The 21,700-nt window shown below is 67.0% G+C and carries 24 protein-coding genes; 21 read left to right on the top strand and 3 right to left on the bottom strand.

Annotated elements, in window-relative coordinates; all coding sequences use genetic code 11:
- Positions 1-33 precede the first annotated feature (33 nt).
- Genes BRESU_RS09670 through BRESU_RS09720 form a run of 11 tightly spaced genes read left to right on the top strand, consistent with a single transcriptional unit; the run spans position 34 to position 10,871 of the window.
- Positions 34-660 (top strand): NADH-quinone oxidoreductase subunit J, encoded by a 627-nt coding sequence (locus BRESU_RS09670; protein ID WP_013269360.1) that lies wholly within the window; start codon positions 34-36, stop codon positions 658-660.
- A complete protein-coding gene (nuoK, locus tag BRESU_RS09675; protein WP_013269361.1) occupies positions 660-968 on the top strand; it encodes an NADH-quinone oxidoreductase subunit NuoK in 309 nt (102 codons plus the stop codon). Before BRESU_RS09670 ends, nuoK begins: the two co-directional genes overlap by 1 nt.
- 5 nt (positions 969-973) lie before the next feature.
- Entirely contained in the window at positions 974-3,067 is a 2,094-nt protein-coding gene (gene nuoL, locus BRESU_RS09680; protein WP_013269362.1) for an NADH-quinone oxidoreductase subunit L, read from the top strand.
- Between the two features lie 3 nt (positions 3,068-3,070).
- The gene (locus tag BRESU_RS09685; protein ID WP_013269363.1) at positions 3,071-4,558 is read left to right on the top strand and encodes an NADH-quinone oxidoreductase subunit M; all 1,488 of its coding nucleotides are present in this window, start codon (positions 3,071-3,073) and stop codon (positions 4,556-4,558) included.
- 7 nt (positions 4,559-4,565) lie between these two features.
- The gene (gene nuoN, locus BRESU_RS09690; protein WP_013269364.1) at positions 4,566-6,011 is read left to right on the top strand and encodes an NADH-quinone oxidoreductase subunit NuoN; all 1,446 of its coding nucleotides are present in this window, start codon (positions 4,566-4,568) and stop codon (positions 6,009-6,011) included.
- 4 nt (positions 6,012-6,015) lie between these two features.
- On the top strand, positions 6,016-6,777 hold the full coding sequence (locus BRESU_RS09695) for a biotin--[acetyl-CoA-carboxylase] ligase (RefSeq protein ID WP_013269365.1): 762 nt from the start codon (positions 6,016-6,018) through the stop codon (positions 6,775-6,777).
- Positions 6,774-7,556 (top strand): type III pantothenate kinase, encoded by a 783-nt coding sequence (locus tag BRESU_RS09700; RefSeq protein ID WP_041761507.1) that lies wholly within the window; start codon positions 6,774-6,776, stop codon positions 7,554-7,556. Before BRESU_RS09695 ends, BRESU_RS09700 begins: the two co-directional genes overlap by 4 nt.
- On the top strand, positions 7,553-9,229 hold the full coding sequence (locus BRESU_RS09705) for a ribonuclease J (RefSeq protein WP_013269367.1): 1,677 nt from the start codon (positions 7,553-7,555) through the stop codon (positions 9,227-9,229). Before BRESU_RS09700 ends, BRESU_RS09705 begins: the two co-directional genes overlap by 4 nt.
- Positions 9,230-9,233: 4 nt before the next feature.
- Positions 9,234-10,163 carry a hypothetical protein gene (locus tag BRESU_RS09710; protein ID WP_013269368.1) on the top strand — a complete coding sequence of 310 codons (930 nt, stop codon included), beginning with the start codon at positions 9,234-9,236 and terminating at the stop codon, positions 10,161-10,163.
- 22 nt (positions 10,164-10,185) lie between these two features.
- Positions 10,186-10,608 (top strand): methylmalonyl-CoA epimerase, encoded by a 423-nt coding sequence (gene mce / locus BRESU_RS09715; RefSeq protein ID WP_013269369.1) that lies wholly within the window; start codon positions 10,186-10,188, stop codon positions 10,606-10,608.
- Positions 10,608-10,871 (top strand): DUF1467 family protein, encoded by a 264-nt coding sequence (locus tag BRESU_RS09720; RefSeq protein WP_013269370.1) that lies wholly within the window; start codon positions 10,608-10,610, stop codon positions 10,869-10,871. The genes mce and BRESU_RS09720 overlap by 1 nt, the downstream gene beginning before the upstream one ends.
- Here the strand turns inward: BRESU_RS09720 and BRESU_RS09725 are convergent.
- Positions 10,868-11,395, bottom strand: a complete 528-nt coding sequence (locus BRESU_RS09725; RefSeq protein WP_013269371.1) for a DUF2306 domain-containing protein — start codon at positions 11,393-11,395, stop codon at positions 10,868-10,870. The genes BRESU_RS09720 and BRESU_RS09725 overlap by 4 nt on opposite strands.
- Before the next feature lie 5 nt (positions 11,396-11,400).
- A complete protein-coding gene (locus BRESU_RS09730) occupies positions 11,401-11,811 on the bottom strand; it encodes a DUF2141 domain-containing protein (RefSeq protein ID WP_013269372.1) in 411 nt (136 codons plus the stop codon).
- A gap of 134 nt (positions 11,812-11,945) precedes the next feature.
- Here BRESU_RS09730 and proS point away from each other — a divergent pair, with 134 nt between their 5' ends.
- The 10 genes from proS to BRESU_RS09780 all read left to right on the top strand — a co-directional run bounded on the left by proS (position 11,946) and on the right by BRESU_RS09780 (position 21,255).
- Positions 11,946-13,259, top strand: coding sequence for a proline--tRNA ligase (gene proS, locus BRESU_RS09735; RefSeq protein WP_013269373.1), 1,314 nt, complete (start codon positions 11,946-11,948; stop codon positions 13,257-13,259).
- A gap of 17 nt (positions 13,260-13,276) precedes the next feature.
- Positions 13,277-14,557: a lipoprotein-releasing ABC transporter permease subunit gene (locus tag BRESU_RS09740; protein WP_041761512.1), complete on the top strand. Its 1,281-nt coding sequence runs from the start codon at positions 13,277-13,279 to the stop codon at positions 14,555-14,557.
- The gene (locus BRESU_RS09745) at positions 14,550-15,251 is read left to right on the top strand and encodes an ABC transporter ATP-binding protein (RefSeq protein ID WP_013269375.1); all 702 of its coding nucleotides are present in this window, start codon (positions 14,550-14,552) and stop codon (positions 15,249-15,251) included. Before BRESU_RS09740 ends, BRESU_RS09745 begins: the two co-directional genes overlap by 8 nt.
- A 54-nt stretch (positions 15,252-15,305) precedes the next feature.
- Positions 15,306-15,890 carry an orotate phosphoribosyltransferase gene (gene pyrE, locus BRESU_RS09750; RefSeq protein ID WP_013269376.1) on the top strand — a complete coding sequence of 195 codons (585 nt, stop codon included), beginning with the start codon at positions 15,306-15,308 and terminating at the stop codon, positions 15,888-15,890.
- Positions 15,887-16,654: a pyridoxine 5'-phosphate synthase gene (locus BRESU_RS09755; protein WP_013269377.1), complete on the top strand. Its 768-nt coding sequence runs from the start codon at positions 15,887-15,889 to the stop codon at positions 16,652-16,654. Before pyrE ends, BRESU_RS09755 begins: the two co-directional genes overlap by 4 nt.
- A complete protein-coding gene (gene acpS / locus BRESU_RS09760; protein WP_013269378.1) occupies positions 16,651-17,052 on the top strand; it encodes a holo-ACP synthase in 402 nt (133 codons plus the stop codon). Before BRESU_RS09755 ends, acpS begins: the two co-directional genes overlap by 4 nt.
- 322 nt (positions 17,053-17,374) lie before the next feature.
- A complete protein-coding gene (gene lepB / locus BRESU_RS09765; RefSeq protein ID WP_425358226.1) occupies positions 17,375-18,283 on the top strand; it encodes a signal peptidase I in 909 nt (302 codons plus the stop codon).
- A complete protein-coding gene (gene rnc / locus BRESU_RS09770) occupies positions 18,283-18,996 on the top strand; it encodes a ribonuclease III (RefSeq protein WP_013269380.1) in 714 nt (237 codons plus the stop codon). Before lepB ends, rnc begins: the two co-directional genes overlap by 1 nt.
- A complete protein-coding gene (era, locus tag BRESU_RS09775; protein WP_013269381.1) occupies positions 18,993-19,940 on the top strand; it encodes a GTPase Era in 948 nt (315 codons plus the stop codon). Before rnc ends, era begins: the two co-directional genes overlap by 4 nt.
- 130 nt (positions 19,941-20,070) lie before the next feature.
- Positions 20,071-21,255, top strand: coding sequence for a serine hydrolase domain-containing protein (locus BRESU_RS09780; RefSeq protein ID WP_013269382.1), 1,185 nt, complete (start codon positions 20,071-20,073; stop codon positions 21,253-21,255).
- Here the strand turns inward: BRESU_RS09780 and BRESU_RS09785 are convergent.
- On the bottom strand, positions 21,252-21,698 hold the full coding sequence (locus tag BRESU_RS09785) for a VOC family protein (RefSeq protein WP_013269383.1): 447 nt from the start codon (positions 21,696-21,698) through the stop codon (positions 21,252-21,254). The two genes, BRESU_RS09780 and BRESU_RS09785, sit on opposite strands and share 4 nt — an antisense overlap.
- Between the last annotated feature and the right edge of the window lie 2 nt (positions 21,699-21,700).

The following is a 21,700-nucleotide window of genomic DNA, read 5'->3' on the forward strand; positions in this document are numbered from 1 at the left end:
GCCGCACCAATTCGGAAAGGGCGAAAGCCTCCCATGCTGCAAGGCATAGCCTTCTATCTGCTCTCGGCGGTGGCCGTGGTGTCCGGCCTTCTGGTCGTGACCGCGCGCAACCCTGTGCACAGCGTCCTGTGGTTGATCCTGGCCTTCTTCTCGTCGGCCGGGCTGTTCGTGCTGCTGGGGGCCGAGTTCCTCGCGATGCTGCTGGTGGTCGTCTACGTGGGTGCCGTGGCGGTGCTGTTCCTCTTCGTCGTCATGATGCTGGACGTCGACTTCGTGCGGCTGCGGGAAGGCTACGCGACCTACCTGCCGCTCGCGGCGATCGTGGCCGGCGTGCTGCTGGCCGAGATGGTCATGATCTCGATCGTCGTGGTGCAGGGCGGGGCGGCGTCTGACGCCGTGGCTCCCGCTGTCGCCACCGCCGATGCCTCGAACGTCGAGACGATCGGGCGGGTGCTCTACACGGACTACATCTACTTCTTCCAGGCGGCCGGGATCGTGCTGCTGATCGCCATGATCGGCGCCATCGTCCTGACCCTTCGCAAGAAGCCGTCGGTCCGGCGTCAGGATCCGGGTGCCCAGACCAACCGCGACCGCAAGACCTCGGTCGAGATCAAGGGCGTGGTCACCGGGGCCGGCGTCACCGGCGAGGAGCTGCGCTGATGGACGTCGGTCTGCAACACTATCTGGCGGTCGCCGCCATGCTGTTCACCATCGGTGTCTTCGGCATCTTCGTGAACCGCAAGAACGTCATCATCATCCTGATGTCGGTCGAGCTGATCCTGCTGGCCGTGAACATCAACTTCGTCGCCTTCTCGGCCTATCTGAACGACGTCCAGGGGCAGATCATGGCCATGTTCGTCCTGACCGTGGCGGCGGCCGAGGCCGCCGTGGGCTTGGCCATCCTGGTGACCTTCTTCCGCAACCGCGGCGACATCGCGGTTGACGACGCCAACGTGATGAAGGGCTGACCGGAGTGCCTCTCGAACTGCTCGTCACGCTCGGCGTCTTCGCCCCGCTGCTCGGTGCCGCGATCGCCGGCTTCTTCGGCCGCCGCATCGGCGATATCCCGTCGCAGGCCGTCACGACGGGCCTGCTGTTCTTCTCGTGCGCCGTGGCCTGGACGGTGTTCAGCCAGTGGACGTGGGGACACCTCGAACCGTTCACGGTCACGATCGCGCCCTTCATCAACGTCGGCGACTTCCAGTCCGCCTGGTCGATCCGGATCGACGCCCTGTCGGCGGTTATGCTGGTCGTGGTCACCAGCGTCTCGTCGCTCGTGCACCTGTATTCCTGGGGCTATATGGCCGAGGACGACAGCCGGCCGCGCTTCTTCGCCTATCTGTCCCTGTTCACCTTCGCCATGCTGGCCCTGGTGACCGCCGCGGACTTCATGCAGCTGTTCTTCGGCTGGGAGGGCGTGGGGCTGGCGTCCTATCTGCTGATCGGCTTCTGGTTCAAGAAATCGACCGCGTCCGCCGCCGCCATCAAGGCTTTCGTCGTCAACCGGGTCGGCGACTTCGGCTTCGCGCTCGGCATCATCACCGTCTTCTGGATGTTCGGCACGATCGAGTTCGCCGAGCTGTTCCCGCTGATCGCCGCGAAACAGGGGCAGGGCTGGGAATTCCTGGGTCACACCTGGTCGGCGCTGGATCTGGCGGGCGTGCTTCTGTTCGTCGGCGCCATGGGCAAGTCGGCCCAGTTCTTCCTGCACACCTGGCTGCCCGACGCCATGGAAGGTCCGACGCCTGTGTCGGCCCTGATCCACGCCGCGACCATGGTCACGGCCGGCGTCTACATGGTCTGCCTGCTGAGCCCGATCTACGAATACGCCCCGACGGCCTCGCTGCTGATCGCCATTACCGGCGCGGTCACGGCCCTGTTCGCAGCGACGGTCGGCCTGATGCAGAACGACATCAAGCGGGTCATCGCCTATTCGACCTGTTCGCAGCTGGGCTACATGTTCTTCGCGGCGGGCGTCGGCGTCTACGAGTCCGCCATGTTCCACCTGTTCACCCACGCCTTTTTCAAGGCCCTGCTGTTCCTCGGGGCCGGCTCGGTCATCCACGGGATGCACCACGAGCAGGACATGCGGAAGATGGGCGGGCTGTGGAAGCTGTTGCCCGTCACCTATGCCGTCATGATGATCGGCACGATCGCCATCACCGGCCTGGGTATCCCCGAGATCGGCGGCTTCGCCGGCTTCTATTCCAAGGATTCGATCATCGAGAGCGCCTATGCGGCGGCGACGAGCGGTCATTCCGCGGCGGGGTATTTCGCCTTCTTCGTCGGCATCTTTGCGGCAGGTCTTACGAGCTACTATTCGTGGCGGCTGATCTTCATGACCTTCCACAACAAGCCGGCGTGGAAGGAAGACGCCCATGCGCATGCGCACGGCCACGACGACCACGCGGCGCATCCGGCGCAGCTGGAGACCCATTCCGAGCCCCTGCCGGACGACCATGCCCATGACGACCACGGCCATGGCCACCATGGTCCGATGAAGCCGCACGAGAGCCCCTGGGTCATGCTGGTGCCGTTGATCCTTCTGTCGGTCGGCGCGGTCGCGGCGGGCTTCGTCTTCGCGCCCGACTTCATCGGCCATCACGAGACCGAGTTCTGGCGCGGCGCCATCTTCAACGGTCCGGACAACCACGTCCTGCACGAGAGCCACGAGGTTCCGCTGTGGGTGAAGTGGTCGCCGCTGGTCGTGACCCTGCTGGGGGCCGCCATCGCCGCCTACTACTATGTCCTGCGCGAGGGGCTGGCGAAGCGGATGGCCGAGAAGGAGGGACCGCTGTGGACCTTCCTCTACAACAAGTGGTTCTTCGACGAGCTGTATGACCTCGTCTTCGTCAAGGGCGCCAAGGCGCTGGGCGACTTCTTCTGGAAGGTCTGTGACGTGCGGATCATCGACGGCCTGGGTCCCAACGGCGCGGCCTGGGGATCGCTGAAATCGGCCGGCTGGCTGTCCAAGTTCCAGTCTGGCTATGTCTACTACTACGCGTTCGTGATGCTGATCGGCGTGGCCGGTCTGCTCGCCTTCGCCATCTACACCTGGGGTGCCTGAGTTATGGGTGCGATCCCCAATATCCTGAGCGTCGTCACGTTCCTGCCGCTGGTCGGGGCGCTTCTGATCCTGGCGGGCCGGTTTGCCGCCCCTGCGCGCCGTGACGACATCGCCCGCTGGGGCGCGCTGGTCACGACGCTGGTGACCCTGGCCGTGTCGGCGGTGCTGGTGCTGTCGTTCGACAGCACGAACCCGGCCTATCAGTTCGTAGAGAACTACGCCTGGTTCGCCGGGGCCGGCTATCACCTCGGCGTCGACGGCATCTCGATCCTGTTCGTCCTGCTGACGGCCTTCCTGATGCCGATCTGTATCCTGGCCAGCTGGAAGTCGATCGAGACCCGCGTCGTCGACTACATGATCGCCTTCCTGGTGCTGGAGACCCTGGTCATCGGGGTGTTCACCTCGCTGGACCTGTTCCTGTTCTACATCTTCTTCGAAGGCACCCTGGTGCCGATGTTCATCATCATCGGCGTGTGGGGCGGGGCGAACCGGATCTACGCCGCCTACAAGTTCTTCCTCTACACCCTGCTCGGGTCCGTCCTGATGCTGTTGGCCATGCTGTGGATGGCCAACGAGGCCGGCACGACCAGCATTCCCGAGCTGAAGACCTTCGCCTTCAGCCCGCAGGCCCAGTCGGTGCTGTGGCTGGCCTTCTTCGCCTCGTTCGCGGTCAAGATGCCGATGTGGCCCGTCCACACCTGGCTGCCGGACGCCCACGTGCAGGCGCCGACGGCCGGTTCGGTCATCCTGGCCGGCATCCTGCTGAAGCTCGGCGGCTACGGCTTCATCCTGTTCAACGTGCCGATGTTCCCGGAGGCGTCGATCCAGTATCAGCCGCTGGTGTTCACCCTGTCGGTGATCGCCATCGCCTACACCTCGCTGGTCGCCTTCCGTCAGACGGACATCAAGAAGCTGATCGCCTATTCGTCGGTGGCCCACATGGGCTTCGTGACCATGGGCATCTTCGCCGGCAACGCCCAGGGGATGCAGGGCGCCATCTTCCAGATGCTGAGCCACGGCCTGATCTCGGGCGCGCTCTTCCTGTGCGTCGGCGTCGTCTACGACCGGATGCACACCCGCGAGATCGCCTTCTACGGCGGCCTGACCAACCGGATGCCCTGGTACGCGGCCATCTTCCTGATGTTCACCATGGCCAACGTCGGCCTGCCGGGCACCTCGGGCTTCATCGGCGAGATGCTGACGATGACCGGCGTCTATCAGGCCTCGACCTGGGCTGCCTTCGTGGCCGCGACCGGCGTCATCCTGTCGGCCGTCTACGCCCTGACCCTGTACCGCAACGTCATGTTCGGCGAGATCACCAACCCGGCCCTGGCCACGATCAAGGACATCGACCTGCGCGAGCTGGTCATCTTCGTTCCCCTGATCGTCGGTACCATCTGGCTGGGCGTGCAGCCGGACCTGGTCCTGAACTACACCGCCGCTTCTGTCGACGCCGTCGTCAACGGTTGGCAGCTCGCGACCGGCGGGTGAGAGAATGATGCCTGACCTGTCCCAAGCCCTGACCCTTGCCGCCTCGGAACTGACGCTCGCGATCGGCGCGCTCGTCCTGCTGATGGTCGGCGCCTTCATCGGCGAGAAGTCGGCGCGGCTGGTGTCCATCCTGTCGGTGGCGCTGCTGATCGCGGCCGCCGCCGTGGCCGCCACCGGCCCGCTCGGCACCGCCTTCAACGGAGCCTATGTCGCCGATCCGCTGGCCATCTATGCCAAGGTCGCCATCTACCTGGCCTCGGCCGTGGCCGTGGTGCTGGGCGGCGGCTGGATGCAGCGCACCGGCATCGCCCGGTTCGAGTTCCCGATCCTGATCGTCCTGGCCGCCGTCGGCATGGGCATGATGGTCTCGTCCGGCGACCTGATCTCGCTGTACGTCGGCGTCGAGCTGCACTCGCTCGCGCTCTACATTCTCGCCGCCTATCACCGCGATGACCTGAAGGCGTCCGAGGCCGGGCTGAAGTATTTCGTGCTGGGTGCCCTGTCGTCCGGCCTGCTGCTGTACGGCTCCAGCCTGATCTACGGCTTCTCGGGCTCGATGCATTTCGAGGACATCGCCGCCTATGCCACGGCCAATCCGGGGCCCGGTCTGATCTTCGGCCTGGTGTTCCTGATCTGCGGCCTGGCGTTCAAGGTCTCAGCGGCCCCGTTCCACATGTGGACGCCCGACGTCTACGAGGGTGCGCCGACGCCGGTCGTGGCCTTCTTCACGACGGCCCCCAAGATGGCCGCCATGGTCCTGTTCGCCCGCGCCCTGAGCGAAGGCTTCCTGCAGGCGCACGATCAATGGGCCCAGGTGCTGATCCTGATCGCGCTCGCCAGCTTCGTCGTCGGGGCCTGGGGCGGTCTGGCGCAGAAGGACATCCAGCGCCTGCTGGCCTATTCGTCCATCGCCAACATCGGCTACGCCATCCTCGGCATCGCCGCGGGTACGGAGCAGGGCCTGCAGGCCATGGTCATGTTCATGACGCTGTACATGATCGACACCATGGGCTTCTTCGCCATCCTGCTGTCGCTGAGCCGGAATGGTCGCCCCATCCGCAAGATCGCCGACCTGGCGGGCCTCAAGAAGGACCGGCCGGTCACCGCCATCGCCATCACCGTTCTGTCGCTGTCCGTGCTGGGCATGCCGCCGTTTTCCGGCTTCTGGGGCAAGTACTACGTGTTCGGCGCAGCCGCCTCGGCCGGTTACTGGATGGTGGCGGCGGCGGGTCTGGTGGCTTCGGTCGTGGCCGCCTTCTACTACCTGCGGATCATCAAGTTGATGTGGTTCGACGCGGCCCCCGACGACGTCGTCGCCACGGACAAGGCCCCCGTCGAGGCGCAGTGGATCGGCTGGGCCTGCGCGGCCTTCAGCTTCCCGCTGGTCATCGTCGGCCTGACCTGGCTGGAGCCGCTGACCCGCATCGCCGCCACCGGGTTCGGAGCCAAGTAGGGCGGTGACGCCCGTTCTCCATCTGCTCGACGAGATCGATTCCACCAATGCCGAAGCGCGCCGCCGCGCCGAGGCGGGCGAGACAGCGGTTCAGTGGATCGTCGCGCGCCGTCAGGCCGCGGGGCGCGGCCGCCGCGGCCGGGAATGGAACAGCGAAACCGGCAACCTGTTCGCCACCCTGCTGACCCTGACCCGCAAGCCGCCGGCCGAGGCAGCGCAGGTGACTTTCGTCGCGGCCCTCGCCGTCGCCGACCTGCTGGACGCTTTCGCCGTTCCGGGCGTGGTGAGCATCAAATGGCCCAATGACGTGATGCTGGACGGCGACAAGGCATCGGGCATCCTGATCGAATCCGGGACCCACGCCTCCGCTGCCTTGTGGCTGGCCGTCGGCATCGGCGTGAACCTGGCCCATGCGCCGGACGCAACGGAGCGGCCCGCGACCAGCCTGGCCTCTCATCTGCGGTCCGACATCGCCTATCCGCCGTCCGTCGAGGCCGCCGCGACTGTTCTGGCCGAGGCCTTCGCCATCTGGCAGACCCGCTGGGAGACCCTGGGATTTGCGCCGATCCTCGACGCCTGGACCACCCGCACGCAAGGGCTCGACGGGCCCTGCGTCGCGCGGCTGGGACATGAGACGGTGACGGGTATCGCCGACGGGGTGGCCCCCGACGGCGCGCTGCGTCTGCGCACGGCCGACGGCCAGCTTCGGCTCATCTCGGCCGGCGACGTTTTCTTCGGCCCCGACGCGCACGAGAGGGCCGCCTGATGCTGCTCGCCATCGAACAGGGCAACACCAATACGCTGTTCGCCGTCCATGACGGCGAGACCTGGATCGCCCAGTGGCGCACCGCGACCGAGGCCAGCCGTACCGCCGACGAATACGCCGTCTGGCTGACCCAGCTTCTGGCCATGCGGAAGATCGATCTCGCCTCCCTCACGGGCTGCATCATCTCCAGCGTCGTGCCGCAGTCGATCTTCAACCTGCGAAACCTCGCGCGCCGATATCTGTCGGTGGAACCCCTGGTCATCGGCGACAACGTCCAGCTCGGCATTCCGGTGCGGATCAACAAGCCCAGCGAGGCCGGGGCCGACCGCCTGGTCAACGCCATCGGGGCCCACCTGGTCTATACGGGCGACCTGATCGTGATCGACAGCGGCACCGCCACCACCTTCGACATCGTCGCGGCCGACGGAGCGTTCGAGGGCGGAGCCATCGCGCCCGGCATCAACCTCAGCCTCCAGGCCCTGCATGAGGCCGCGGCCATGCTGCCGCGCATTGCGATCCAGCGTCCGGACCGGGTGATCGGCAAGGACACCGTGTCCAATATGCAGTCGGGGGTCTTCTGGGGCTATGTCAGCCTGATCGAGGGCATGGTCGCCCGGATCAAGGCCGAGTGGGGAAAACCCATGACCGTCGTCGGCACCGGAGGCGTGGCCTCCCTGTTCGAAGGCGCAACTGAAAGCATCGACCGGTTCGATCCGGACCTGACCATCCGCGGCCTGCTCGAAATCTGGCGCCGCAATACCCATCTGACGGACACATGACAAAAATCAAAGCGAACGACGAACTCGTCTACCTGCCGCTCGGCGGCTCTGGCGAGGTCGGTATGAACCTCAACTGCTACGGCTACGGCCCCGAAGACGATCGCCAGTGGATCATCGTCGACGTCGGCGTGACCTTCGGCGACCAGTCGACGCCGGGCGTTGATATCATCGTGCCGGACCCCGCCTTCCTTGAGGGCGAGACCATCCGAGGCATCCTGCTGACCCACGCGCACGAGGACCACATCGGGGCCCTGCCGTGGCTGTGGGAGCGGATGAAGGCCCCGCTGTACGCCACGCCCTTCACCGCCTTCCTGATCCGCGAGAAACTGCGCGACCGCGGTCTTCGCGACGTGAAGATCATCGAGGTGCCGATGGGCGGCCACGTCGATCTCGGCCCGTTCGCGATCGACTTCATCACCATGACGCACTCGATCGCCGAGCCGAGCGGGCTGAAGATCGCGACGCCGCTGGGCACCGTCTTCCACACCGGCGACTGGAAGCTGGATCCCAACCCGATCATCGGCAAGCCGACCGACATCGCCGCCATCCAGAAGATGGGCGACGAGGGCCTGCTGGCCATGGTCTGCGATTCCACCAATGTCTTCGTCGAGGGCGAGGCAGGGTCGGAGCTGGAGGCCCAAGACGGGCTGATCGCCCTGATCGGCAGCCTGAAGAAGGGCAAGATCGCCGTCGGCTGTTTCGCCTCCAACGTCGCCCGCATGGTCAGCGTCATCAAGGCGGCGGACAAGGCCGGTCGCCGCGTGGCCCTGGCCGGTCGCTCGATGCACCGGATCACGGCGGCGGCGAAGCACGTCGGCCTGTTCAATGACTCGAAGGCTATACTGTCCGAGGACGAGGCCCGTCACTGGCCCGCCGACGAGATCCTGTATCTGTGCACCGGCAGCCAGGGCGAGGACCGCGCGGCCCTGTCGCGCGTCGCCGATGGATCGCACCCCTTCATCAAACTGGGTCTGGGCGACCACTGCATCTTCTCGTCGCGGGTCATTCCCGGCAACGAGCTGGCGATCGCCGAGCTTCAGGACCGGCTCGCCGACCGGGGGGTGCGCCTCTACACCGAGAAGGACCACCCCGGCATTCACGTCTCCGGCCACCCGTGCCGCGACGAGATGCGCCAGATGTATGCGTGGGCCCGCCCGCGCGTCTCGGTTCCGACGCACGGCATGCGCCGTCACCTGATGGAACATGCCGCGCTCGCCCGCGATCTGGGCGTGCCCGAGACGGTGACGCCCCGGAACGGCGATCTGGTGCGCTTGGCCCCCGGCGCGGCGGCCATCGTCGACGAGGTCCCGAACGGTCGTCTGTACGTCGACGGCGGCATGGTGGTGACCGAGAAGGGCGAGGCCCTGCGCGAGCGCCGCCACGCCTCGACCAATGGCGTGCTGGTCGTCAGCTTCGCCATGGACAAGCGGGGCAAGATCGTCAGCGACATCGACGTCCGCGGCATCGGTCTGCCGGGCGACGAGGTCACGACGCTCGGCGATTCGCTGGACGATCTGGCCGAACGGGTCGAACAGGCCGTCAACAGCCTGAAGGGCGAGGCGCGGGACGACGACATGGTCGTCGAACAGGCCGTCGGCCGGGTGCTGAAGAAGGCCAGCCAGCAGATCTGGGATCGCCGTCCGATCGTCGAGACGGTCATCCTGAGGCTCTAAAATCGTGGCGCGCCCGGTGTTCGACAGGGTTCGGGACCGGGCACGCCGCCTGCGCCATCGCATCGGCACAGCGCGTCATCTGCTGACCGGCTGGCGCAAATGGGCCGTGATCGCCGGGCAGGGGGCGACCGGGTTCGTGGTCCTGTTCGCCGTCGCGAACCTGTGCCTCAGCCTGTCCACCTTCCGGGGCGAGAACCCGGCTTCTCGCACCGCGCACGAGCTCGGCGTCCTGTGGTTCAGCACGACGGGCGAGACGCCGACGTCGGACCAGGCGTTTCGCGTGATCCACGGGCCGACCCTCGGCCCGAATCCCTCGGCACCGGATATCCGCGACCATTTCGAGCAGGCGTCGACAGGGGGGACCTTCCTGCTGGACCAGGTCATGATCGACCGGATCCAGGCGGTGAACGGGCGCATCGACAGCCGCGTCATGCCGCCGGGCATCTACGTCGGTGCCCACGCCCTCGGGCCGGACGATCCGCCGCTGGTCTGGGTCACCAAATGGATGGCGCACTACCTCCTGTTTCCCCGCCATGCCTACATCCTGGTCGTGCCGGAGGAGGGCGAGGCGCTGGCCTTTTCGGCCAGCCAGGAGGCGAAATTCCCGATCCACACCGGCGATCCGGAGCGCCTGTCGGCCCGCATCGCGCCCTATGACGACCAGGCCTACGACTTCCCCAGTTCCGGCGAGGCGCTGCACGAAATGACCATCGTCAGCCGCGACCCGGCCGACGTGGCCGCCGCGCCCGCCGCGCTGGAAGCGGCGCGCCAGCGCCTGAACGCCCTGGATCAGCCCTATGGTCTGCTGGCCCCCAACTCCAACACCGTCGTCGGCTGTATTCTGGAAGACGCGGGCCTGATCTCGGCCGAGGTGCGACGATCCACCCTGCTGGCCTTGCGGGCTCCCGGCATCGGCGCGGCTTGCCCGGGGTGAGGCGAGGGGCCATAGCGTCGGCATGATCGGCAGACTGAACCACATCGGCGTCGCGACCCCCTCCATCGAGGCCAGCGTCGCCCTGTATCGTGACATGCTCGGTGCCACCCGGGCCGGCGAACCGTTCGACCTGCCGGCCCAGGGCGTGCGCGTCTGCTTCATCGACCTGCCCAATAGCCAGATCGAACTGATCGAGCCGCTGGGCGACGACAGCCCCATTCACGGCTTCCTCGCCAAAAACCCCAGGGGCGGCCAGCATCACGTCTGTTTCGAGGTCGAGGACATCCTTGAGGCCCGCGACGCCCTGCGCGCCCGGGGAGCCTCGATCCTCGGCACGGGGGAACCCCGCATCGGGGCGCACGGCACCCCCATCCTGTTCCTGCATCCCAAGGACATGGGCGGCGTGCTGATCGAGCTGATGGAAACCCCCAAGGACCCGCACTGATGCCCATCGGCCCCCTGACCATGTTCGCCATCTACGTCGTCGTCTGGTGGGTGGTGCTGTTCGGCATCCTGCCGCTGGGCACCTCGGCCGAGACGCACGAGCCTCCGACCGACGGCACCCAGTGGGGGGCACCCAAGACGCCGAACCTGAAGCGCAAGTTCATCACGACTACCTGGGTCGCCCTGATCGTCTGGGCCTTCGTGATGTTCCTGGTCTTCATCGGCTGGATGCCCCTGCCGGACATGGCTCCGCCCGGCGTCTAGGCGGCGGCCATTCGGGGGGAGCGCCGACGGTTTCTGAGGATCATCCTCACGATTTCCACCGCGTTCCAGCCCAGCAGCAGGACCAGGAAAGCCAGCATGACCACGCCATGGGTCATGCCGATCAGTTGCGGCCCCTCGCGGTTCAGGACGGCCTTCAGCGCATCGATGCGCAGATAGACCTCGTTCACTCCGCCGCCGATCAGCAGGTAATAGCTGAGGATCATTGAACTGAGGTGGACGAAGCGCCACCCGCCATGGTGCCGGATCAGCCGGCCCGCGCCCCAGCCGATCGCGATCAGCACCAGGGTGATGATCGCCAGCACGTGTGGAAAGAAGAACTGGCCCACCTGATAGATGCCCAGCGCCGTGGCGTTCAGCACGATCTGGGACACCACGAAGGCCAGGCCGACCTGTCGATGCCGGCGCGTGCCCTTGCGGGTAACGAACACGAAGCCTCCGGCCGCGAGAGCGACCAGGCAGGCGAGGCTGTGGATCCAGCCGAGCGGGACGAGGTCGAGGTTCATGGCGCTCAGAGCCCCAGCTGGACAGGGATGACACCGCCGGCCGCGCCGACGTTGACGGCCGCGTCCGCGAAGTTCGGCGGGCCCATGACCGCAGGGGCGTTGCGGCTGTAGCCCCAGGGCTCGCTCGGGCGGCCCATCATGCTGAAGCCGAGGCGGCCGTTGCCATCGATGTCCTGAAAGGCACCGACGCCGTAGCGACCGGCGGGGACGTTTTCGAACCGGGCGATCGCGACGCCGTTGCTGACCGCGACGCGGGCGTTACGCGAACAACGGGTCATCCCCTCGGACTCGGAGCAGAGCTGAACCATCACGGGCCCGCCCTGTCGGGCTCCCGTCAATCGAACCTCGACCGTTCCGGCCTTGGCGAGGCCGGGCAAGGCGGCGGTAGCCAGAACGGCCGCAAGCAAAAGACGCATGATCAGTTCCCTTCTATGAAAAGCACTTTGAAACACAAAGCATCTGACGTTGACTGTGTCAATCGGCTCGCCATCGCGTTGCCAAGGTTCGCCCGCACGGGCTAGAGCAGACCACCCCACGCAAGGACCGACCGATGCGCCTGTCGCGCTATTTCCTGCCCACACTGAAAGAGGCGCCCAGCGACGCCCAGATCGTGTCCCACCAGCTGATGCTGCGCGCCGGGATGATCAAACAGGAGGCCGCCGGCATCTATGCCTGGCTGCCGCTAGGACTGCGCGTCCTGAACCGCATCGAACAGATCGTGCGCGAGGAGCAGGAGCGGGCAGGGGCCGTCGAGCTGCTGATGCCGACCCTGCAGCTGGCCGACCTCTGGCGCGAGTCGGGACGTTACGACGCCTACGGTCCCGAGATGCTGCGCATCACCGACCGGCATGAGCGCGAGCTGCTGTACGGCCCCACCAACGAGGAGATGATCACCGACATCTTCCGCGGCTTCGTGAAGAGCTACAAAGCGCTGCCGCTGAACCTCTTCCACATCCAGTGGAAGTTCCGCGACGAGCGCCGTCCGCGCTTCGGCGTCATGCGCGGCCGCGAGTTCCTGATGAAGGACGCCTATTCCTTCGACATCGACGAGGCCTCGGCCCGCCGCGCCTACAACCGCATGTTCGTGGCCTATCTGAACACCTTTGCCCGGATGGGTCTGAAGGCGGTGCCGATGCGCGCCGACACCGGCCCGATCGGGGGCGATCTGAGCCACGAGTTCATCGTCCTCGCCGACACGGGCGAGAGCCAGGTGTTCTGCGACAAGCAGCTGGTCGAGATGCCGGCCCCCGGGGCGGACGTCGACTGGAATGACCTGCAGGCCATCGTCGACGGTCGCACCTCGCTTTATGCGGCGACCGAGGAAATGCACGACGCCGCACAGTTCGAAAGCCAGACGGCGGACGGCGACCGCCTGACTGCGCGCGGCATCGAGGTCGGCCACATCTTCTATTTCGGCACCAAGTACTCCGCCCCGATGAAGGCCAAGGTGGCCGGCCCCGACGGGCAGGACACCGAGGTCCACATGGGCTCGTACGGCGTGGGGGTCTCCCGCCTGTTGGGCGCGATCATCGAGGCCAGCCACGATGACGCCGGCATCATCTGGCCGGACGCCGTGGCCCCGTTCGACGTGGTCGTCATCAACCTGCGCGCCAACGATCCGGGCGTCTGCGAGGCGTGCGAGGCGGCCGTCGAGGCCCTGGAGGCCGCCGGCAAGTCGGTCCTGTACGACGACACCGACGAGCGTCCGGGCGGCAAGTTCGCCACCGCCGACCTGATCGGTATTCCGTGGCAGCTGACGATCGGGCCCAAGGGCGTCGCCGAGGGCGTCGTCGAGCTGAAGCGCCGCGCCTCGGGCGAGAAGTCGACCCTGCCGCTGGATCAGGCGATGGAGCGCATCGGTTGATCGCGACGCCCTTGGGGATGCCGCCCAAACCGGCCGGGGCCTTTTCCGCGTGGGAAATCGGCCTGGCGCTCCGCTACCTGCGCGCCAAGCGCAAGGAGGGGGGGGTCGCGACCATCGCCATCATCAGCTTCGTCGGCATCATGCTGGCCGTCGCGGTGCTGATCAGCGTCATGAGCATCATGGCCGGGTTCCGCACCGAACTGCTGGGCCGGATGCTGAGCTTCAACGGTCATATGTACGTCCAGGGCGAGGTGCTGAACGCACCCAATCGTGACGCCATCGTCGATCGGCTGCGGGGCGTCGAGGGCGTGGTCAGCGTCAGTCCGCTGACCGAATCTCAAGCCTTGATTATCGCCGGCGGTCAGACGACCGGTGGCGTGGTGCGCGGTCTTCGTCCCGAGGATCTGGACACGATGCAATATGTGTCGTCCAGCCTGTCGGCCCAGGCCAAGGCCAGTTTCGGTCAGGGTGCCTATGGCGGCGACAATGTCCTGATCGGGCAGGCCCTGGCCGATCAGCTGGGTCTGCGGGTCGGCGATCCGATCCAGATCTATTCGCCGACGGGGGCCGATTCGGCCTTCGGCAACCTGGGCGGACTGTCCAAGACCTATCGCGTCGGTGGCACCTATTCGTCCGGCACGGCCGACTACGACCGCATCTTCATCTTCATGCCGCTGGAGCAGGCCCAGCTCTTCTTCGGCAAGGAGGGTGTCTGGGACGTGATCGAGATGAAGGTCGCGAACCCCGACCGGGTCGGCGAGTACATCGCGCCCGTGCGCGCGGCCGCCGGACCGGCAGCTTTCGTCCAGGACTGGCGCGACCGTCTCGCCGCCTTCTGGGGTGCCCTGAAGGTGGAGCGGGTCGCCATGTCCATCATCCTGGGCCTCGTCGTCGCCATCGCCGCCATGAACATCATTTCCGGCATCGTCATGCTGGTGAAGAACAAGGGGCGGGACATCGCCATCCTGCGGACGATCGGGGCCAGTCCCTCGTCGATCCTGCGCATCTTCTTCATGGCCGGCGCGACCATCGGCGTGGCCGGTACGCTGGCGGGCCTGACACTCGGCCTGCTGTTCTGCCTGAACATCGGCCCCATCCAGCATTTCCTGGAGGCCATCACGGGCGTCCAGCTGTTCAACGCCGACGTCTATATGCTGGACGCCATCCCCGCCGAGGTCGATCCGGTCGACGTCTTCTGGGTCGCCGTCTGGTCGCTTATCATGAGCTGCGTGGCCAGCCTGCCGCCGTCGTGGAACGCCTCGCGCATCGATCCGGTCGAGGCCCTGCGTTATGAGTAGTCCTGTCCTCAGCCTTCGCGGCATCACCCGCACCTATACGACGGGCCAGGGCGGTCTGACCGTCCTGAAGGGCGTCGACCTCGACATCTTCCCGGGCGAACTGGTCGGGCTGATCGGTCCCTCGGGATCGGGCAAATCCTCCCTGCTGCACGCCGCCGGTCTGCTGGAACGGCCCACCTCTGGCGAGGTGCGGATCGACGGCGAAGACGTCGGCAGCCTCGATGAGCGGGCGCGCACGCGGCTGCGCCTGTCGCGGATCGGCTTCGTCTACCAGTTCCACCATCTGCTGCCGGAGTTCGACGCGCGCGACAACGTGGCCCTGCCCATGCGGATCGCCGGCTATTCGGAAACGGACGCCCGTGCCCGCGCCGAGGTGGCCCTGGGGTCGCTGGGTCTGGCCGAACGCACCCTTCATCAACCGGCCCAGATGTCGGGCGGAGAACAGCAACGCGTCGCCCTGGCCCGCGCCCTCGCCAACAGCCCGCGGCTGCTGCTGGCGGACGAGCCGACCGGCAACCTGGATCCCGCCACCAGCCAGACGGTGTTCGAGGCCCTGCAGAAGCTGGTCAAGGAGACCGGAGTCGCCGCCCTGATCGCCACCCACAACATGGAGCTGGCCGGTCACATGGACCGCGTCTTCGCCCTGAAGGACGGCCATCTGGAAGAACGTCCGGCCGAGGGTCGGGAATACTGACGCATGGCATAAGGCCACGCTTCACCTGAGCGCGATCCGGTCCTAGAACGGGCCATGACCTCCGAACACGTTCTCGACGAATTCCGGGCCGCCGGTGCCCTGCGCGAGGGGCATTTCGTGCTGTCCTCCGGGCTGCACAGCCCCGTCTTCCTGCAGAAGAACCTCGTGTTCATGGACGCCCGCCGCTGCGAGCGCCTGTGCAAGGCGCTGGCCGACAAGATCGTCGCCGCCGTCGGGCCGGTGGATGTCGCCATCTCGCCGGCCGTCGGCGGGATCATCCCGGGCTACGAAACCGCGCGGCATCTGGGTGTCCCCTCGATGTACGTCGAGCGCGAGGGCGGCAGCTTCAAGCTGCGGCGCGGCTTTCACGTGGAGCCGGGCCAGAAGGTCGTGATGGTCGAGGACATCGTCACCACGGGCCTGAGCAGCCGCGAATGCATCGTCGCCATCCGCGAGGCGGGCGGTGAGGTCGTGGCGGCCGCCTGCATCGTCGATCGTTCGGGCGGTCGCGCCGACGTCGGCGTGCCGCTTGTCGCCCTGGCCACACTGGACGTGCCGGCCTATCCCGCCGACGCCCTGCCGCCCGAGCTCGCCGCCCTCCCGGTCGAGGATCCGGGCAGCCGCAGGCTGTCGAAATGACCGACAGGGTCCGCCTGGGCGTCAACATCGATCACGTCGCCACCGTGCGGAATGCGCGCGGGGGCCTCTATCCCGATCCCGTCCGTGCCGCGCGCGAGGCGCTGGAGGCCGGAGCCGACGGCATCACGGCGCATCTGCGCGAAGACCGCCGTCATATCTCGGACGCCGATATCGATCATCTGTCGGCCGTGCTGCGCGATCAGGACCGGCCCCTGAACCTCGAGATGGCGGTGACGCAGGAGATGCTGGCCATCGCCCTGCATCACCGGCCCCGTGCCGTCTGCCTGGTGCCCGAGAAGCGCGAGGAACGGACGACCGAGGGCGGCCTGGACGTGGTCGGCGGACACAACTGGATCACGCCTGTGGTCGGTCGTCTGAACGAGGCCGGTTCGCGCGTCTCCCTGTTCATCGGGGCCGATCCGGCCCAGATCGCGGCGGCGCACCGGACAGGCGCGGCCGTGGTCGAGCTTCATACCGGGGCGTACTGCGACGCGGTCCGCGACGGCCGGCCGGACGATGCCGAGCGCGAGCTGGTCGCGCTGAAGGCAGGCGCGACCCAGGCCCATGCCCTGGGCCTTGAGGTCCACGCGGGTCACGGGATCGACTACGAGACCGTCGCCGCCGTCGCCGCCATTCCCGAGATCATGGAACTGAACATCGGCCACTTCCTGATCGGAGAGGCGATCTTCGTCGGGCTTGGCCCGGCGATCGGGCGGATGCGGGCCCTGATGGACCAGGCCCGGGCGGCGGAGCCTGCCCTGTGATCATCGGCGTCGGCGCAGACCTGTCGGACATCCGGCGGATCCAGGCGTCCATCGATCGGTTCGGCGATCGGTTCAAACAACGCTGCTTCACCGAGATCGAGCGCACAAGATCGGAGCGCAAGCCCGATGCGGCTTGGAGCTACGCCAAGCGGTTCGCCGCCAAAGAGGCCTGTGCCAAGGCGCTGGGCACCGGCATGCGCCGCGATGTCTACTGGAAGGACATGGGGGTGGTGAACCTGCGGTCGGGTCAGCCGACGCTGGCCCTGACCGGGCCGGCCGCCGACCATCTGGCCCGCCTGACGCCGCCGGGCCACACCGCGCACATTCATCTGACCCTGTCGGACGAACACCCCTATGCACTCGCCTTCGTGGTGATCGAAGCCTTGCCGATGGCGTAATCGATATATACGCGTGCGGAGACGAGGCCGCGTCGCGCGGCCGGGGACAGGCTTTCAGACGATGAGCGAAGAGATCAAGCGCGACCCGCGCGCGGACGAGACGCACGACGGCCCGACGACCACGCCGGAGACCCCGGGCGTGGCCGCCCACGAGACCGCGGCCCCGGCGGAGCACGGCCCGGATCACCGCGCCCCGGAGACCACCGAGGAAGCCTTCGCCGCCTCCGAAAGCGACGCACCCGAAGCGCTCGATGCGCATCAGGCGCCGGCGCAGGATCCCGATCCGTATACCGAGGCGGACGCGACGCGTGTCGAGGCTGCGATCGCGCCGGAAACGCCCGTTGCGCCGGCCGCCCCGCCGCCCGTGACCTCCACCTCCGCGCCGCGCCCGATCTGGAGCGATCAGGGCGATGCGCCGTTCGACGATCGCAAGGAGAAGATCCCGGCGGCCGCCCGCGTCGCGACCCGCGACGACGACGACGAGGGTGGCTCGGCGGCCTCCGAGACGCTGGAAATCGTGAAAACGATCGTCGTGGCCCTGGCCATCGCCTTCGTCCTGCGGGTGCTGCTGTTTCAGCCCTTCACCATCCCCTCGGCTTCGATGGAGCCCAACCTCTACGAGGGCGACTACATCGTCGTGTCGAAGTGGGCCTATGGTTATTCGAAGTTCTCGTCGGGCCTGCCGGTCAACCTGCCGCTGGGAGACGACCGCGTGTTCGGCCGCGCGCCCAACCGGGGCGACATCGTCGTGTTCAAACTGCCGCGCGACGACAAGACCGACTACATCAAGCGCGTGATCGGCCTGCCCGGCGACAGAATCCAGATGATCGCCAACAAGCTCTACATCAACGGCACGGCGGTTCAGGACGTGACCGTCGGCGCGTCCGAAGTCGCCGACGTCTTCGGGCCCCGTCCGGTGACCCAGGTGCGCGAGACGCTTCCCAACGGCCGGACCTTCATGACGCAGGACTTCGGTCCGGGCGGCGATCTGGACGATACGGGCGTCTATGAGGTCCCCGTCGGCCACTACTTCATGATGGGCGACAACCGCGACAACTCGATCGACAGCCGCGTGCAGGAATCGGCCGGTGTCGGCCTGGTGCCGGACGAGAATCTCGTCGGCAAGGCCGAGATCATCATGTTCTCCTGGGAGCCGGGGGCCTCGCTGTGGAACCCGGTCAGCTGGTTCCAGAACATCCGTCTGAGCCGCTTCTTCAAGATCCTCGACTGATGGCAAATATCCGCGCCGAGGCAGTGACCGCGCTGGTCCAACGCCTTGGCCATGACTTTCGCGATCCCGCCCTGCTGGAGCGGGCGCTGACCCATTCCAGCGTGGGGGAGGGGGCCGACAAGGCCGCCGGCAAGCCCGCCCGACACAATGAACGGCTGGAGTTCCTGGGTGACCGGGTTCTGGGCCTGCTGGTGGCGCAGCGTCTTCATCACGACTTTCCGGCGGCGGACGAGGGTGAACTGTCCTCTCGCCTGCATGCGCTCGTCGACAAGCACGCCTGCGGTCGGGTGGGCGAGGCCCTGAAGATCGGCGACGCCCTGCGCCTGTCCCCCGGTGAGACCAAGACCGGCGGCCGGCGCAAGGAAGGCGTGGTGGCCGACGCCGTGGAGGCCTTGCTGGCCGCCGTGTTTCTGGATGGTGGCCTGGAGGCCGCGCGCGCCGTGTTCGACCGGGCCTGGGCCCATGAACTGGCTTCGCCCGCGCCGCGGGCCCTGAACAATCCGAAATCCGCGCTGCAGGAATGGGCCCAGGGCCACGGGCGTCCGCTGCCCAGCTATCGTGTGGCGTCCCAGACCGGGTCCGACCATGCCCCGACCTTCACGGTCGAGGTCTCCATCGAGGGCGTCGAACCCTTGACCGCGGTCGGGCGTTCGCGTCAGGACGCGGAAAAGGCGGCCGCGACCGCATTGCTTCAACGAGAAGGCGTGATTTGACCGAACCCACAAACCCCCGCGCGGGCTTCGCCGCCATCATCGGCGCGCCCAATGCCGGCAAGTCCACGCTGGTGAACCGGCTGACGGGGTCCAAGGTCTCCATCGTCACCCAGAAGGTCCAGACGACCCGTTTCCCGGTGCGCGGCATCGCGATGGAGGGCGAGAGCCAGATCGTGCTGGTCGACACGCCCGGGATCTTCACGCCGCGGCGGCGTCTCGATCGGGCCATGGTCGCTTCGGCCTGGGGCGGGGCCCAGGACGCGGACGTGGTTGTCCACCTGATCGACGCAGCGTCCCATATCGCGTCAGCGGGCAAGGAGGGCGAGGCCGCTGATCGGCGCTCGGCCGAGGACACCGAGACCATCATCGCCAACCTGAAGGCCTCGAACACCCAGGTCATCCTGGCGCTGAACAAGATCGACGGGATGCGCCGCGACACCCTGCTGGCCCTCTCGCACGCCCTGTTCGAGACTGGCGTCTATTCCGAGGTCTATATGATCTCGGCCCTGTCCGGGGACGGCGTGGACGACCTGAAGCAGCGACTGGCCCTGTCGATGCCCGAAGGGCACTGGCTCTATCCCGAGGACCAGTCCGCCGACGTGCCGATCCGCGTCCTGGCGGCCGAGATCACGCGCGAGAAGGTCTACCTGCGCGTCCACGAGGAGCTGCCCTATTCGGCGGCGGTCGAGACGACCGCCTTCGACGAAAAGGCCGACGGCTCGGCGCGCATCGAACAGACCATCTATGTCGAGCGCGAGAGCCAGCGGCCCATCGTTCTGGGCAAGGGCGGCCAGACCCTGAAGTGGATCGGCCAGAAGTCGCGCGAGGAACTGACCGAATTGCTGGACCGTCCCGTCCACCTGTTCCTGACGGTCAAGGTCGACCCGAAATGGCAGGACAGCCGGGCCCTCTATGCCCAGTTCGGACTCGATTTCGACGTCTAGGACGCGGCTCGCGCAGAGTTGAGCGCGGAAACGCCGGTCGGGCGTGACGAATCGCCGGGAGTCGCTACCAAGCCTGATGTTCCATGTTCCGCGTACCTCGGGGGCTCATCCTCGGCTCGTCCTCAGTCTCATGGCCGTCGCCGTCCTGCTGGGCGGAGCCGCCCTTGCCGCGGCCTGGACGACCCGGCCCCTGCCGACGCCGTCTTCGTACGAGGCCGCCTTGCCGGCGCGTGCGCCCGTCGAGGTCGTCGAAGGCCTTCCCCAACTCACGGCGCGGCTTCAGGCCGAGGCTGACGCAGGCCGGTTCATGGGCGCCGTCCTGGTCGCGCGCGGCGATGAAGTGCTGTTCCGGCAGGCGTATGGCACCGCCGACGTCGCCACCGGCGCGCCGAACCAGATCACCTCGCGGTTCAGGCTGGCGTCCGTCTCGAAGCAGTTCACCGCCGCCGCGATCCTGAAGCTGCAGGACGAGGGCAAGCTGTCGATCGGGGATCCAGTCTGCCAATGGATCCAGCCGTGCCCCGCCGCCTGGGCCCCGATTCGGTTGAGCCACCTGCTGTCGCATACCTCGGGAATCCCCGACCTGATGGCGCGTCCCGGTTGGGGCAACCGCCGGGTCACGCCCGCGACGATCGATGAACTCACAGACGATTCAGGGAGCTTCGGCCTTTCCTTCGTGCCGGGCTCGAAGCTGGCCTACAACAACGCGGGCTTCAACCTGGCCGCGGCCGTGGTCGAGAAGGCCAGCGGGATGACGTTTGCAGCGTATCTGAGATCCGCCTTCTTCGAGCCGCTCGGCATGGCGGACACGGGGTTCGACGACGATACGGACCTGGGCATCGTGACCGGCCACGCCACCTTCCCGGAGGGGCTGACGGCTCAGCGCCAGCCGAACGTCTCGATCGTGGCCGGGGCAGGGGCGCTGTATTCGACGCTGGACGACATGCTGGTCTGGGAACAGGCGCTGCACGGCGGCCATGTGCTGAAGCCGTTCAGCTACGCCCAGATGATCGCCGACCATGCCCCGACGGACGAGCCCAGGCAGCGAAACGGGCTCCGGCGTCGTGACTGGGGCTATGGGTTGATGGCCAACCGTCTGGGCCAGCGCGTGACGCCGGCGTTCCAGGACTGGGAGATCTACCATACCGGCAGCTGGTCCGGGTTCCGCAACCTAGTCACTTGGCAGCCGGACGCCCGGATCGCCGTGATCGTCCTGTCCAACAACTATCACCAGCAGCCGCAGGTCCTGCTGATCTCCCAGCAAGGGATGGCGGAGGCTCTCGGCCACCCCTTCCCGACGGGTCTGGCTGACTAGGCCGCAGTGCCCGGTGTCCAGCCGGCGGCGGGCACGACGTTGATCATCCAGGGGATACCAAACTGGTCCGTCAGGGTCCCGAAACCGGGCGTCCAGAAGGTCTCTCCAAACGCTATGCCGACCGTGGCACCCTCGGACAGCGCCTCGAACACCCGTCGGGCGTCCTCGACGCTCTCGGTATGGAAGGTCACGTCGAAGCCGTTCTTGGGCTCATTGATCCTGGTCGCCCAGTCGGAGTGCATGTCCGAACCCATCAGGGCCTGATCGCCGACCTGCAGCCAGCAGTGCATGAGCCAGTCCCGCATCGCGGGCGGCACCTCCATCCCGGGCGGACCGTCCCCGTACGGCATGGCGGCGGTGATCTCGCCCCCCAGGACCGCCGCGTAGAACTCGAACGCCTCGCGACAGTTTCCGGCGAAGCTCAGGCTCGTCACCAGTTTCATGG

Origin of the sequence: Brevundimonas subvibrioides ATCC 15264 (assembly GCF_000144605.1) — a bacterium.
Classification (GTDB): domain Bacteria; phylum Pseudomonadota; class Alphaproteobacteria; order Caulobacterales; family Caulobacteraceae; genus Brevundimonas; species Brevundimonas subvibrioides.